General features: G+C 40.6%; 15 protein-coding genes. 13 read left to right on the top strand and 2 right to left on the bottom strand.

Annotated features, from left to right (window positions below; all coding sequences use genetic code 11):
* The first annotated feature begins 693 nt into the window (after positions 1-693).
* The 7 genes from MTN97_RS03915 (at position 694) to MTN97_RS03885 (ending at position 6768) form a co-directional block, all read left to right on the top strand.
* Positions 694-1464: a DUF3450 domain-containing protein gene (locus MTN97_RS03915; RefSeq protein WP_013465204.1), complete on the top strand. Its 771-nt coding sequence runs from the start codon at positions 694-696 to the stop codon at positions 1462-1464.
* 6 nt (positions 1465-1470) lie between these two features.
* Positions 1471-2835 carry a MotA/TolQ/ExbB proton channel family protein gene (locus MTN97_RS03910; protein ID WP_036982301.1) on the top strand — a complete coding sequence of 455 codons (1365 nt, stop codon included), beginning with the start codon at positions 1471-1473 and terminating at the stop codon, positions 2833-2835.
* Positions 2835-3359: a MotA/TolQ/ExbB proton channel family protein gene (locus tag MTN97_RS03905; RefSeq protein WP_036982306.1), complete on the top strand. Its 525-nt coding sequence runs from the start codon at positions 2835-2837 to the stop codon at positions 3357-3359. Before MTN97_RS03910 ends, MTN97_RS03905 begins: the two co-directional genes overlap by 1 nt.
* A 14-nt stretch (positions 3360-3373) precedes the next feature.
* Entirely contained in the window at positions 3374-3778 is a 405-nt protein-coding gene (locus MTN97_RS03900) for an ExbD/TolR family protein (RefSeq protein ID WP_006792384.1), read from the top strand.
* Positions 3778-4392, top strand: coding sequence for an energy transducer TonB (locus MTN97_RS03895; protein WP_036982309.1), 615 nt, complete (start codon positions 3778-3780; stop codon positions 4390-4392). Before MTN97_RS03900 ends, MTN97_RS03895 begins: the two co-directional genes overlap by 1 nt.
* Positions 4393-4403: 11 nt before the next feature.
* Positions 4404-5663: a tetratricopeptide repeat protein gene (locus MTN97_RS03890; RefSeq protein WP_069439632.1), complete on the top strand. Its 1260-nt coding sequence runs from the start codon at positions 4404-4406 to the stop codon at positions 5661-5663.
* Between the two features lie 61 nt (positions 5664-5724).
* Complete coding sequence (locus MTN97_RS03885; RefSeq protein ID WP_036982313.1) at positions 5725-6768, top strand: hypothetical protein; 1044 nt, start codon at positions 5725-5727, stop codon at positions 6766-6768.
* Between the two features lie 14 nt (positions 6769-6782).
* On the opposite strand, the gene MTN97_RS03880 is transcribed toward MTN97_RS03885, so the two are convergent.
* The gene (locus MTN97_RS03880; protein ID WP_036982316.1) at positions 6783-7109 is read right to left on the bottom strand and encodes a TraR/DksA C4-type zinc finger protein; all 327 of its coding nucleotides are present in this window, start codon (positions 7107-7109) and stop codon (positions 6783-6785) included.
* 59 nt (positions 7110-7168) lie between these two features.
* Entirely contained in the window at positions 7169-8149 is a 981-nt protein-coding gene (locus tag MTN97_RS03875) for a tRNA-dihydrouridine synthase (protein WP_248473726.1), read from the bottom strand.
* A gap of 187 nt (positions 8150-8336) precedes the next feature.
* Here MTN97_RS03875 and MTN97_RS03870 point away from each other — a divergent pair, with 187 nt between their 5' ends.
* From MTN97_RS03870 to dnaX, 6 genes are all read left to right on the top strand, one after another.
* Positions 8337-8774: a hypothetical protein gene (locus MTN97_RS03870; protein ID WP_248473725.1), complete on the top strand. Its 438-nt coding sequence runs from the start codon at positions 8337-8339 to the stop codon at positions 8772-8774.
* 64 nt (positions 8775-8838) lie between these two features.
* Entirely contained in the window at positions 8839-9696 is an 858-nt protein-coding gene (locus MTN97_RS03865) for a DUF692 domain-containing protein (RefSeq protein ID WP_248473724.1), read from the top strand.
* A 54-nt stretch (positions 9697-9750) separates the two neighbouring features.
* On the top strand, positions 9751-10503 hold the full coding sequence (locus tag MTN97_RS03860) for a DUF2063 domain-containing protein (protein ID WP_248473723.1): 753 nt from the start codon (positions 9751-9753) through the stop codon (positions 10501-10503).
* A gap of 71 nt (positions 10504-10574) precedes the next feature.
* Positions 10575-10697, top strand: a complete 123-nt coding sequence (locus tag MTN97_RS17870; protein ID WP_282447298.1) for a hypothetical protein — start codon at positions 10575-10577, stop codon at positions 10695-10697.
* Between the two features lie 160 nt (positions 10698-10857).
* Positions 10858-11403: an adenine phosphoribosyltransferase gene (gene apt / locus MTN97_RS03855; RefSeq protein WP_013465193.1), complete on the top strand. Its 546-nt coding sequence runs from the start codon at positions 10858-10860 to the stop codon at positions 11401-11403.
* A 3-nt stretch (positions 11404-11406) separates the two neighbouring features.
* Positions 11407-13740, top strand: a complete 2334-nt coding sequence (gene dnaX, locus MTN97_RS03850; protein ID WP_248473722.1) for a DNA polymerase III subunit gamma/tau — start codon at positions 11407-11409, stop codon at positions 13738-13740.
* Positions 13741-13794: the final 54 nt, after the last annotated feature.

Here is a 13794-nt window from a genome sequence, read left to right as displayed (position 1 = left end):
TTATGCGCTACTCCGTAGTTGGCCAATGATCGCCTAGCGATTTAAATTTAGTCTACTGCCTGATATGAGTTTAATGATATTGAGTTCATAAAAGTGTGTAAGATTGATATTTCTCCATGGAAAAATATAAAAAATCGGCAGGATATTAATGATCAGTAGAAACAAAAAAACACAGGTGTTAATAAAAATGATTCTTTGTAATCTATTTCCCCTCCTTTGTATTGCTTTTTAGATAATCGGCACGTCCTTATTACTATGCGACGAATGCGCGAATAATAACGATTAGCTGTATTTTTAGCTTAAAAAGTCTCAAAAACCACTAAAAAAGAATATTCGGGAGAGAATATAAGCTTATTTTTAATTTTTTTTCAGCCACGATTAAGTTAATTTTAAATGTTATATTTTTGTTTACTTTAACTAGGTGGTTTATCATTATTCTTACTATATCTGGCTTTGCTGAAATTGCATTTGTCACGTTAGTTACGATAATGTTAATTTTTTTGTGTGAGTCCTTTAAATATCTTACAAACAAGCTGATTTATTTATAGGTTATGCGAAACATGAAGTTGACATGACTTAATGCATTTAGCATTATTGGTAAGTTGATATCTATTAAAAGATATCAGGGTTGTCTTCCCCTTACGGGTTGATAATTAAATTATAAAAGTAACATTACTTAATTGGTTGGGAACTATGTCTGTTAAAATCAGAAAGAGTCTTGTAGCAACTGCGTTGGTTGGCGCATTTGCATTTGCAAGCAGCAATGTGATTGCAGATCCTTTGAATGACGTGCAAAAAGCAGGTCAAACAATTCAAAAGGCTGCGGTTAAGTCTCAAACTAAAATTGACAATGTATATGGTCAAACTCAGGAGCTAATCGCTGAGTACCGTAGCATCGTTGATGAGACTGAACTTATGAAAGTGTACAACGATCACGTAGCACGTTTGGTCGCAGACCAAAACGCGTCTATCGCATCGTTCGATCGTCAAATCGCGACTATCGATAACACTAAACAAAACGTTGTGCCTTTGATGTATCGCATGATCGATACGCTTGAGCAATTCATCAAAGCGGACGTTCCATTTAACCTTGAAACTCGTCTTGGACGTGTTGAAAGATTACGTGAGATCATGGCATCTGCATCTGTAACAACGTCTGAGAAGTTCCGTCAGGTACTTGAAGCGTACACTGTTGAAACAGCATACAGTTCAGCTGTAACTGCTTCTCAAGGTACTTTAGATGTTGATGGTCGTAGCATTAACGTAGATATTGGTCGTTTAGGTCGTATCACTTATGTTGCGCAATCATTCGATCTAAAACACGCTTGGGTGTGGGATAACAACACTAAACAGTGGAAAGAATTAGGTGAAGAATACCTAAAACCTGTTAAAGAAGTGATCCGTATGGCGCGTAAGCAAGCCACACTAGAACTTGTTAAACTACCAATTTTTGGCGCGGAGTAATCAATAATGAAGAAACTATTTAAAGGTTTTGCTGTTGCAGCAGTACTGTCTGTTTCTGCCGGTACCGCGCTTAATGCACATGCAAATACTGATGCTTTAGATAAAATTCTTGAGCAAGTAAAGCAAGAGCGTATTTCTGAAGGGAAAATCAATAAGCAACGTGAACAAGAGTTCTTATCAGATCGTGCTGATAAGCAAGCGTTACTTAACAAAGCGAAAAGCCAATTAGCTGCTGAGAAAGCACGTGGTGATCGTCTTAGCAAAGAATATGCACAAAACGAAAATACTTTAGCGGAAAAAGAGCAAGCTCTTCAAAACGCGCAAGGTACGTTAGGTGAAATGTTTGGTGTTGTTCGTCGTGCAGCAGCTGACGCGATTGGTTCAATCGAAGCATCTTTAGTAAGTGCTGAAAAACCAGGTCGTGCTGAAGTACTTCGTTCATTAGCTGCGGCTAAAGAACTTCCAACAGTTCGTGAGTTAGAAGAACTTTGGATTTCACTTCAAACAGAAATGACTGAGTCAGCTAAAGTTTCAACGTTTGAAACTGAAGTTGCAGGTCTTGACGGTAACCCGTCAATGAAAAAAGTAACACGTATCGGTAACTTCAACTTAGTTACAGACGATGGCTACTTAATCTACTCACCAGAGACTAAGTCTATACAGCCTCTAGGTAAGCAACCTGACAGCTATATCTTAAAAGGTATTTCTGATCTAGAAGGTACTTCAGCTGATAACTACGCTGGCGTATACGTGGATCCTACACGTGGTGCAATTTTGCGTATCAACACGCAGAAGAAGTCTCTTATGGAGTACTACGAGCAAGGTGCTGAAGTTGGTTACATCATCACCGTATTGCTTGCTGTAGGTCTTTTAATCTTCTTAGTACGTTTCGTTGATTTAGCGCTTACTACTTCTAAGATCAAAGCTCAGCTTAAGAACTTGTCTACACCGAATACAAACAACCCATTGGGTCGTATTCTTAAAGTGTACTCTGACAACAAAAATCAAGATGTTGAAAACCTTGAGCTTAAACTTGATGAAGCGATTCTACGTGAAACGCCACGCATCGAAGCGGGTATTAACATCATCAAGATCCTTGCTGCTATCGCACCATTACTAGGTCTACTAGGTACAGTAATCGGTATGATCCTAACGTTCCAAACAATCACATTGTTCGGTACGGGCGATCCGAAGATCATGGCTGGTAACATCTCTCTAGCACTTGTAACTACAGCGCTAGGTCTTATTGCAGCTCTACCACTTATCCTACTTCACTCTATTGTTGCAAGTCGTAGTAAGTCGGTATTACATATCCTTGATGAGCAAAGCGCGGGTATCATCGCGACTCACGCGGAGAAGGAGAAAGCCTAATGCTAGTCCTGATGGAGATATGGGAATCTATCAGGGATTTTGTTGGCACAGGCGGCCAGGTATTATACGTGGTCGCGATAGCACTCTTTCTTATGTGGGTTTTAATGATTGAGCGCTATTGGTTCCTACTTGCTGAATTTCCTCGTTTAACGAAGGAAATAGTAGCCAAGTGGGATGCCCGCCAAGACACTACGTCTTGGTACGCACACAGAATCCGTGAAGCATGGATTTCTGAAGCGTCTGAAAAATTAGATCAGCGTATGTTGTTGATTAAAACATTAGTAGCTGTATGTCCTTTAATAGGCTTACTTGGTACTGTTACGGGTATGATCGCGGTTTTTGAAACCATGGCAACCCAAGGTACAGGTAATGCACGTTTAATGGCATCAGGCATATCAATGGCAACAATCCCAACAATGGCTGGAATGGTTGCGGCACTATCTGGGGTATTCTTTAGCTCACGCCTTGAGGCAAGAGCGAGAATGGTGAAAGCCAAGCTTATAGATAGTATGCCTCATCACTAGAGAGAGAATTAAATATGGCACGTAAACAACGTTTTCGTGAAGAAGAAGAAGCAGCGGTAGATATGACGCCAATGCTTGACATCGTATTTATCATGCTTATTTTCTTTATCGTAACTACATCGTTCGTTAAAGAGGCTGGTATCGAGGTCAATAAACCAAAAGCTGCCCAAGCTACGAAGCAAAAAAATGCTAACATTTTTATTGCAATTCGCAGTGACGGTGCAATCTGGATTGATAAACAGCAAGTTGATGTTGAACGTGTTTCAGCAAAAATCGAAAGTTTATTAGCAGAACAACCTACTGATGTTGTAATTTTGCAAGCTGATAAAGAAGCAAAACACGGCACAGTGGTTAAAGTGATGGACCAGATTAAAGCGACGGGTGATAACCTGAGAATTTCAATAGCTGGAGATCAGTAATGATTCGTTTTCTGTTTTCACTGATTGCAGGTGGGGCAGTTACTTTCGGCTTGTTCTACTTCATGGCATACCTCATTTCTGGTGGGGCTGACCGTAATACGGAACAAAAAGAGCAGATCATAGTCGAAATTATGACGAATCCGCCTGAATCTAAGGTGCAGGAGAGGAAGCGTGTACCGCCTCCGCCTCCGCCACCGCCAAAGCAGCCGCCTAAACCGCAGCCGCCACAGCCGGAAAATAGCAACCCAAGTACGAGCTTGTCGTTTAATATGCCAAGTATCGATGTGGGAAGCACGGCCGGTGGACTAAGTGGTCCAGGTGCATTTGGACGAGATGGTGATGCGACACCTATCGTTCGTATTGAACCAAAATATCCAACACAAGCAGCACGTGATGGTAAAGAAGGTTGGGTTCAACTTTCGTTCACAATTGATGAGTTAGGTGGCGTGATTGACGTTGAAGTTATTGACGCAGAACCAAAACGTATCTTTGACCGTGAAGCTAAACGTGCATTGCGTAAGTGGAAATACCGTCCTAAGATCATTGACGGGAAACCACAAAAGCAAGTTGGTTTACAAGTTCAACTAGACTTTAAACTTAACCAAGGCAACTAAGGAGGCGAGTAATGAGAAATTTTTCTAAAGTAACTGCACTTGCAATTCTTATGTCTGTGTCAGGTGCATCATTAACTGCACCTGTTTTAGCGGCGCCAGATTACGCAAAGATTGAAGAGCGTAAGAAAGCAAAAACTAAAATCATGGGCGAACGTACTGGTAAAAAAGTAATTAAAGCGTTCGATTTGTATAACGAAGATGATGTTGATGGTGCAATAGCGTTATTGAAAGAGTTAGATCCGTCTAATGACTTTGATAAAGCAACTGTTAATCGTTACTTAGGCAGCATGTACGCTCAAAAAGAGCAATACAAAGTTGCAATTAAGTATATGAAAGCAGCGATTGCACCGGATGTATTGAACTTTGCTGATCAGGCTCAAGGTTTAAAAACCTTGGGCGATATGTATGCGGGTACTGAACAATACAGTGCTGCCAAGCAAGCATATTCTGATTGGATGGACTTCACAGGTGAAGAGGACCCGAAAGTTTACACTCGTATTGCGCAAGCAAGCTATGAGCTTAAACAATTTGATCAGGTCCTTGAACCGGCAAACAAAGCAATTGAGTTAGCTGAAGAGCCAAATAAAGCTCCTTATCAACTTAAATTAGCTGCCTATTTTGAGAAAAAGCAATATCAAGATATGGTTAAAGTTGCAGAAGAAATTGTTCGTGTATGGCCTGAAGACAAAAAATCTTGGGTAGGCTTAGGTAAGTATTATTTACAAACCGAAGACTACCAAAAAGGTCTAGCAACTATGGAAGTTGCATACAAGAATGGTTACTTCGAAAACGAAGTTGAATACAAAGTACTAGCTAACTTTTATTCTTTAAACGAAATTCCTTACAAAGCAGCAGTAACGCTTGAAAAGGCTGTTAAAGAAGAGAAAGTAAAACGCACTAAGCAAAATATTAGCGCGATTGCTAGTAACTACCATCGTTCGAAAGATATAGAGAAAGCTGCTAAGTATTACGAAGAAGCTGCTAAATTTGATGACGACGCTGAGCTCTACCGCAAAGCAGGTTCATTACTTTTACAATCTGAAAAATTCAGCGCTGCTGTTGTTCGTTTGAACAAAGCATTAGAGCTTGGCTCTGATAAAAAAGGCACTATTTATTCAGATTTAGCTGAAGCGTTTTACTACCAAGGTAAGTATAAGCAAGCTTATGCTGCTATTACTAAAGCCATGGACGACCCAAGCACACGTAGGTTTGCTAAAGGTTGGGCTACATATATTAAAGATAAAGCCGCTCGCAACGGTGTTAAAATTTAGTATTTAATGTACTCTAGTATTTTTAAAAAGCCCCAATGGGGCTTTTTTTATTGGAATTGACATGAAAAAAACGCCTATTATTTCACTGCTATTTTGTTTGCTTTTAGCATCATGCTCAAAGCCAGCTGACTTATTTTCATCTTATGAAGAAGCGCAAAGCGCGTTAATATCACTTAATACGGCTTTAAGTGCGCAGCCTAATTCACAGGTTACACAGCTCAGTAATGAGCAGCTCCCTTTTACAGATGCTTATTTAGAGCGTCGCCACGCTATTTATCAGCAGCTAATGCAAATGCAGTTATCAGCAGAGCAAACCAATCAGGTTAATTATTTAGTTATTGCTGAGCGATTCCCAGAGCGCTATTTTGCATGGCCTGCACAAACAAATGTTTTGGCTATTATGCTCACTATGGCGAAAAATGATGCCCAATATAAAAATATTGAGCAATGGTTAAGGTTTGTAAAATCTCAGCTAGAGGCTGCCGAGCAAAGTAATTTAAAGCTAAATAAAGTTGAACATAGTTATTTAAAAAAGTACGTGCAACAAGCCATAAATCGCACTAACACACCGGTTGAACTTAATGCAGCGTTGAGTGAGTTAAACAATTATTTGGCGCACTATAAGCCAAGAGGCAGCATTGGTTTATCAGGCCTTGCTAATGGCAGTCAGTGGTATCAAAGTAAATTAAATTATTTTGCAAATGCTGTGCTCTCACCGCTTGAGTGGCTAAGTCGTATTGATAGTAAATTCAAATCAATGCAGAGTCAAAAACAGCAAACAACGGTAGAAGCCTCAAATGCCTCACAGCTTACCACATTACTTTTAACTGATTCGAAAATAGCGGGTTTAGACTGGTTAACGGGTTATACGCTATTACCTCTGAGGGCTAACGCTTTACAATTAGAACCAGCCGACGAACTGCTCTATATGGCTATGATGGAGACTGATCTAGGGGTGCATTATCACGCTTGGACATTGTCACAAGCACGCTTAAATTTACTTAAACGATTAAACATAAGTGAAGAGGAAGCGACTTTATTAGTTGAAGATATTCTTTTTTATCCAGGGCAAGCGTTTAGTTTTGCTCCACAACTACTTAATTAAACTTTAGTGCGCTATTAACTAGCGCACTGATCACATCGCTGCGCTGCAGGGTCTTGCTCTAAGCGCTGCGCTGATATTTTTTCCTCACAGTCACAACAGTAACCATACTGGCCAATGTCAATTTGGCTTATTGCCGCTTCAAGCTTATTCATACGCTCAATCAAGGGGTTGTACTCGGTGCCTAATTGCTGAGCTGCCATATCAAGCCACTCTTCATTTGAGGTACGAGTTAGTATACAAAGCAAATTTTGATGTGTAGGGTGAGTCGATTGTGACAGCAAGCCTAATATAGTCGCTTTAACACTTTCAATTTCATCGTTTAGTCGTTGCTGATGATGCATTAGCAGTATAACCCTTAAATTAGTCCTCAGTGATATTGCTATTATCTAGTTAGATTATCTTAGATGTTATGATTTGTATCAAATTGTGGCGCTTTCGCATATTTTTTTAATACCTCTGCCACTTCATCTTTGGCTTTTAAACGACGTATTTCGTCAAATAATAGTCCTGCTTGTGGGTACTGACGTTTTAAATAACCAAGCCATTGTTTTGTGCGTGAGGCAAAGTACTTGGTATCTTTACTGGCGGTTTGGTGCATGGATGAGTAAATAATATGGTGTAAAATATTTTCCCATGTTAACTCACTATAATCTTCATTATTAATATGAGCTTTAATTTTACGAGCTAAATCAGGATGTGAAAGGGCACCACGGCCAATCATTAAGTCAGTGCAACCGCTGCGCTTTTGGCATAAAAGGGCATCTTCTACCTGCCAAATCTCCCCATTGGCGACCACCGCAATTTGTTTATCTTTAACTAGAGGAGGGATTTTTTCCCAATAGGCAGGCGGGTTATAGCCATCGCGTTTAGTTCGCGCATGAATGGCGATACTGCTCGCACCAGCGCTAACAACGGCATCGACAATTTCTTGGCTATTACTATCATCATCAAAACCTAAGCGAATTTTAGCACTTACCTCATTTTCACTGCTTACGGCATCTCTTACAGTTTTAATTATTGAATACATATGCTCAGGGTCTTTGAGTAAAACAGCGCCCCCTTTGCTTTTATTCACTGTTTTTGCCGGGCAGCCAAAGTTTAAGTCAACACCATGAGAGCCCAAACTAACCGCTTTTACTGCATTTTCTGCTAACACGCCGGCTACTTGGCCCAATAACTGAATTCGAACTGGCGTGCCACATCGAGTTAGCCCTGCATTTTTTAGTTCAGGGCAATAGCGGTGAAATACTTTATCAGGCAAGCAAGTATCTACAACGCGAATAAATTCAGTCACACAGAGATCAAAGCCACCTATGTCGGTGAGTAGTTGGCGCATTTTAAAGTCAACGACACCTTCCATAGGTGCTAAAACAAGTTTCATAGTGTGATTAATTTATTACTGAAAAAGAGCGCCAGTTTACCTGTAAATCATAAATTGATAAAACGCTTATTAGGGTTCATAGTTAGTTTGCTAAGTTATTTTAGAAAAAATAGATAATGTGAAAGTTTTTAGTTTTATGCAGGTCTACTTGTATAATGATATCTGACAAGTTTAGAAGGTAATAAAAATGAATACTATAAAGAAAAACTCAATTGCATTAACATTAGGCGCAGTGGTTGTTGGCAGCGCAAGTATGGCGAGTACTGATGTTCAAGCTAATCCATTTGAATTTCAGCAAATGGTTGCTGGTTACCAGTTAGACGCAGGTGAAGGCAAGTGCGGCGAAGGTAAATGCGGCGGCGACGCTAAAGCGAAAAAAGAAGGCAAGTGCGGCGAAGGTAAATGCGGCGGTGATGCTAAAGCGAAAAAAGAAGGCAAGTGCGGCGAAGGTAAATGCGGCGGTGATGCTAAGGCCAAAAAAGAAGGCAAGTGCGGCGAAGGTAAATGCGGCGGTGATGCTAAGGCTAAAAAAGAAGGCAAGTGCGGCGAAGGTAAATGTGGTGGCGATGCTAAGGCCAAAAAAGAAGGCAAATGCGGCGAAGGTAAATGTGGTGGTAGCCACTAAACTTTTCTTTTTCCGATAAGTGAGAGGGCCATTAGGCCCTTTTTATTTAATATGAGGTTTTATTATGGCTCAAAATCAAACGCCTAACTTTGGCATGGTCGGTTTAGGCTTGCGAAGAGAAATGCTAGATGAGCTTGAGCATGCCATACCAAAACAAATTGAGTTTATGGAAGTGGCCCCAGAGAACTGGTTAAAGCTAGGTGGGCGCTTTGAAAAGCAATTTAAGCAGTTAACCAATACTAATCACTTTGTTTGCCATGGTTTGTCACTTTCCATTGGCTCGCCTGAGCCACTAGACCTTGAATTTGTAAAGTCGTTAAAACCGTTTTTTGATACTCATAATATTAAAGTATACAGCGAGCATTTAAGTTATTGTTCAGGAAAAGGACACATGTATGACTTAATGCCAATTCCTTTTACTGAAGAAGCGATCAAACATGTCGTTTCTCGGGTTAAGCAGGTACAAGATATATTAGAGCGACCACTTGTGCTGGAAAATGTGTCTTATTATGGCGCGCCTGGACAACAGTTAACTGAGCTTGAATTTACAAACGCTATTTTAGAACAGGCTGATTGCCAGTTACTACTAGATGTAAATAATATTTATGTTAATTCAGTTAATCATGGTTACGATGCACATGCCTTTTTAGCTGCATTGCCAGCTAACCGAATTGCTTATGCCCATGTTGCAGGGCATTACAACGAAGCCGAGGACTTGATTATAGATACTCATGGCGCCGATGTTATTGATCCGGTATGGCAGTTGCTCGATAGCGCTTATGAAACGCATGGTGTATTTCCGACGCTGTTAGAGCGGGACTTTAATATTCCACCTATTAACGTGCTAATCGAAGAGCTGGATATAATTCATCAATTACAAGCAAAGCACCTGCAGCTGTTATCCACTGAGCAAAGTGCTTAAACAGTTTTATGCAGCTAGTAATAACAACAGCATGGTTTTAAAAGAGTATTAACTATGAGTTTTATCGATATTCAAAATGAGTTTATGGCTCATATTCGCCAGCCCAACACGAACCCTTGCCCAGCAGATGTTGAAGACAGACGTATGGCTATTTATCGGGAGCTTTTTTTTAATAACATCAATGGGTTTGTATCATCAGCATTTCCGGTATTAAAAACACTTTACACTGAGCAACAATGGCAGTTACGTGTTCGTGAATTTTTTAGTGAACACGATTGTCAGTCGCCTTACTTTTTAGATATTGCTGAAGAGTTTATTACGTACTTAATGACAAGTTATGTGCCCAAAGAGTGTGACCCTGTGTTTATGCTAGCGCTGGCGCATTATGAATGGATTGAGCTTGATGTATCGGTAACTCAGGCTGACTTGGATGAGAGCGAACTGGTAACGAATCAATTAACCCAAAGCCCTTTATATTTATCTAAAACGGCACGTAACTTAAGCTATGAATTCCCCGTGCAACATATTAGCGAAGCGTTTCAACCACAACAGCCCTCAGAGCAGCCTCATTATTTTGTGGTGTACAGAGATAAAGATGATGAAGTGCAATTTTTATCAACTAATGCGATGACCGCCATGCTGTTGACTATTATTGACAATAACGCAGGAAGCACATTTGCGCATGTTTGCCAGCAAGTCAGTGAAAATGCACCTCAATTTAGCCTTGAGCAAATAACTCAAGGCGCATTAAGTACCTTAACGGCTATGGCACAGCGTCAAATTATAGTGACAAAAAATCAAGATTAAGCTCTTTATAGATTATTTCACTTCGTCTATTATAACGCCTTTATTTGTTGTGCTTAATAAAAGGTTGTACGATGTCAGATGATAAAGAGTTTAAAGACCCATTTAATGCGGCTTACTTTTTTGCATTTTTAGCCGTGTTTGCTGGAATAGGGTGTTTAAATGCTATTTTAGGTTGGATCACCAACTTGACGTAATTTTTGCTCTATTTCATAAGGCTGTTGTTTTCATCAGCCTTATATTTTTTATCTTGTTTATCCTTCCTGAATTTTTATGACTACCGCAAACTCGCAATTTACGCTCACTTAAGGTTATAATCACCTGCTTTGTAATATGAACCATTGAGCAGTTAAAATTATGACTCAAGTAACACCAGCAATTATCAAAAACAGCATTACTACAATTGCTGATTACCCTAAAGCGGGCATTATGTTTCGCGATGTAACAACCCTAATGGCAAACCCTGAAGCGTTTAAAGCAACCATAGATGCATTTATTAACGCCTATAAAGATCAAGGTTTTACTAAAATTATTGGCACGGAATCGCGTGGCTTTATTTTTGGTGCACCGCTATCTTATGCCTTGGGAATTCCTTTTATCCCTGTTCGCAAACCTGGTAAATTACCGCGCGAAGTTATTCGCCAAGATTACCAACTCGAATATGGTGAAGATACATTAGAGCTTCATACTGATGCAATTGTAGCCGGTGACAAAGTTTTGCTAGTTGATGACTTGTTGGCGACCGGTGGTACAATTGAAGCAACAGCCAAGTTGGTTGCAAAATTAGGCGGCAACGCCACAGATGCAGCATTCGTTGTATCGTTACCTGAACTAGGTGGGGAGCAGCGTGTTGAAAAAATGGGTATTAAAATCCTAAAATTGGTTGAATTCGAAGGCGAATAATCGATGAGTTATCAGGTTCTAGCGAGAAAATGGCGTCCTCAAACCTTTCATGAATTGGTTGGGCAGTCTCATGTTAAACAAGCGCTGGTTAATGCGCTGAATCAAAATAGACTGCATCACGCTTATTTATTCACTGGAACCCGTGGTGTTGGTAAAACGACCATTGCGCGTATTTTTGCTAAAAGCTTAAATTGTGATGAGGGCATTTCTGCCACACCATGTGGTCAATGTAGTAGCTGTGTTGATATAGAAGCAGGGCGCTACATTGATTTACTCGAAATAGATGCGGCCTCACGCACAAAAGTTGAAGATACTCGCGAAATACTCGATAACGTTCAATATGCGCCAACCCGCGGACGCTATAAAGTGTACTTAATTGATGAAGTACACATGTTGTCAAAGCACAGCTTTAATGCCTTATTAAAAACGCTCGAAGAGCCACCTGAGCATGTAAAGTTTTTACTGGCGACCACCGATCCACAAAAATTACCGGTAACTATTTTATCACGCTGCTTACAGTTTAATTTAAATGCCTTGTCGCAAGCTGAAATTAAGCAACAGCTTGAGCATGTTCTTACGCAAGAGCAGCTCAATTTTGATAATAATGCCCTAAGCATTATTGCTAAAGCAGCCGATGGCAGTATGCGAGATGCGCTGAGCCTAACCGATCAGGCTATTGCTCAAACAAATGGCGATATTAATAATCAAGCTGTTCAAGCCATGCTTGGTTTAATGGATACCCATTATAGTCAGAGTTTACTCGCTGCATTACTCGCGCAGGATGGCGCAGCCTTAATGGCTGAAGTTGCCCAAGTCGCGAGCAGAAATCCTAATTATATTGCACTACTTGATGACTTAATTGCACTTACGCATATTATTCAATTAAGCCAATTAGTGCCTGAAGCGGCAGCACTTGATAGCAATAATGCTGACTACATTAAGCATGTTGCAGCGCACACTCATGCTCAGCAAATTCAAGTGTATTATCAGTTATTACTGAATGGCAAAAAAGATTTACAGTGGGCGCCTGAGCCACGCTTAGGGTTTGAGATGATTATGCTACGATTGTTAGCATTTCAACCTGAGCACTCACAAACAACGCATTCAGCGCCTAGCTCGCAACCCGCGCCAGAGCAAAATGCCGCAGGGCGTACCAATGCATTGCGTGATATTTTAAATAAAAATAAACCAGCGCAGAGCAATAGCACTGAAAGTCAGCCATCAATACATAATCCACAGCCAATAGAGGCCGCTGAGCCTGAGGTTTCGCGCTCTGATAATAGCCTGACTCACATTGAGCAAGAGTCAACACAAAGTCAGCCAAACGTGTCTGATACAACGCCAATTAGCGATGAACAAGCGCAGCGTCAAAGCGAAGATGATGCCTACATGCAGCACAGCGATGTAGAACAAACCATTGCAGCGCAATACGATGATGTAATGAGTAGCGCGGTTGATCAAGGATTTAATCCTGAGCTATCAAACGCACCTAGTAGCACTGAGCATTCAGCGCCAACAATGGGCGAGCAAGAAGCACGTGCACAGTCTGCAATAGCGCGTATTTTACGTGACAGAAATATTTCCGGTGCGGGTAAACTGTCAAGCGCAGCAACTGATAAACCTGTTGTGCCAAAATCGACCCCTGCTAGGCCCGTCGATAAACCTATTAGCAATACACCTCAAACTGTAGCGCAGGAGCCGCCTCCATGGGATAGTGAGACGGGTGATGAGTTACCAAAAAAGCCAGCGCTCCCCATGTCAGGGAGCAAGCCACAGGTAAGCACTAAACCTGCAAATAAAGTTGACTTTAAAGCGAAGCACCAAACAATTACCGAAAATCTTGCACCTGAGCTATTAGAGCAAATTAATCCGCAAAAACCGGCTCCTGCTGTTGAACAAGCACCAAGTATTCCGGTACCGGATGATTTTCAAAGCCCCATCAGTGAAATTAGATTTGCCCATCAACAAGATGAATGGGCTTATTTAATTAAGCGAATGGGGCTTGGCGGGCGTATGCGCCAGTTTGCCTTGCATTCAATTTTTACCAAGCAAGATAATCATTTTCATATTGAAGTGGATGAATCGCAAAAGCATTTAGATACGTCTATGCTGCGCCAAAAGTTAAATGTGGCGTTATCTGCTATTTATGGGCATAACGTTGAGCTAAATATCGACTTTGCCAGTGGGGTGATTGACTCGCCTTATCTGATTCAACAAAAAATTGATGCAGGTCGTCACCAGCAAGCGATTGATGTGATCACAAGCGATGAAAATATAGTACAATTTCAACAGCTATTTAGCGCTGAAATTGACGAAAACAGTATTCAGGCATTGTAATTAACTATCAGTGCCCTTATTTATATTTCAGTTAATGTATTAAAAGAAAGAGAG

The sequence above is a fragment of the Pseudoalteromonas sp. 2CM36K genome (genome assembly GCF_023161865.1).
Lineage (GTDB): Bacteria > Pseudomonadota > Gammaproteobacteria > Enterobacterales > Alteromonadaceae > Pseudoalteromonas > Pseudoalteromonas tetraodonis.
Note: the sequence above shows the minus strand (reverse complement) of the source record. Positions and strands in the feature narration are given on the sequence as shown.

What these genes read in the sequence shown, in the direction of transcription:
- MTN97_RS03880 (WP_036982316.1), bottom strand. Translation starts at nt 7,109, where the DNA reads ATGCATCATCAGCAACGACTAAACGATGAAATTGAAAGTGTTAAAGCG.
- MTN97_RS03915 (WP_013465204.1), top strand. Translation starts at nt 694, where the DNA reads ATGTCTGTTAAAATCAGAAAGAGTCTTGTAGCAACTGCGTTGGTTGGC.
- MTN97_RS03885 (WP_036982313.1), top strand. Translation starts at nt 5,725, where the DNA reads ATGAAAAAAACGCCTATTATTTCACTGCTATTTTGTTTGCTTTTAGCA.
- MTN97_RS03905 (WP_036982306.1), top strand. Translation starts at nt 2,835, where the DNA reads ATGCTAGTCCTGATGGAGATATGGGAATCTATCAGGGATTTTGTTGGC.
- MTN97_RS17870 (WP_282447298.1), top strand. Translation starts at nt 10,575, where the DNA reads ATGTCAGATGATAAAGAGTTTAAAGACCCATTTAATGCGGCTTACTTT.
- MTN97_RS03895 (WP_036982309.1), top strand. Translation starts at nt 3,778, where the DNA reads ATGATTCGTTTTCTGTTTTCACTGATTGCAGGTGGGGCAGTTACTTTC.
- MTN97_RS03900 (WP_006792384.1), top strand. Translation starts at nt 3,374, where the DNA reads ATGGCACGTAAACAACGTTTTCGTGAAGAAGAAGAAGCAGCGGTAGAT.
- MTN97_RS03865 (WP_248473724.1), top strand. Translation starts at nt 8,839, where the DNA reads ATGGCTCAAAATCAAACGCCTAACTTTGGCATGGTCGGTTTAGGCTTG.
- dnaX (WP_248473722.1), top strand. Translation starts at nt 11,407, where the DNA reads ATGAGTTATCAGGTTCTAGCGAGAAAATGGCGTCCTCAAACCTTTCAT.
- MTN97_RS03890 (WP_069439632.1), top strand. Translation starts at nt 4,404, where the DNA reads ATGAGAAATTTTTCTAAAGTAACTGCACTTGCAATTCTTATGTCTGTG.
- MTN97_RS03860 (WP_248473723.1), top strand. Translation starts at nt 9,751, where the DNA reads ATGAGTTTTATCGATATTCAAAATGAGTTTATGGCTCATATTCGCCAG.
- MTN97_RS03875 (WP_248473726.1), bottom strand. Translation starts at nt 8,149, where the DNA reads ATGAAACTTGTTTTAGCACCTATGGAAGGTGTCGTTGACTTTAAAATG.
- MTN97_RS03870 (WP_248473725.1), top strand. Translation starts at nt 8,337, where the DNA reads ATGAATACTATAAAGAAAAACTCAATTGCATTAACATTAGGCGCAGTG.
- apt (WP_013465193.1), top strand. Translation starts at nt 10,858, where the DNA reads ATGACTCAAGTAACACCAGCAATTATCAAAAACAGCATTACTACAATT.
- MTN97_RS03910 (WP_036982301.1), top strand. Translation starts at nt 1,471, where the DNA reads ATGAAGAAACTATTTAAAGGTTTTGCTGTTGCAGCAGTACTGTCTGTT.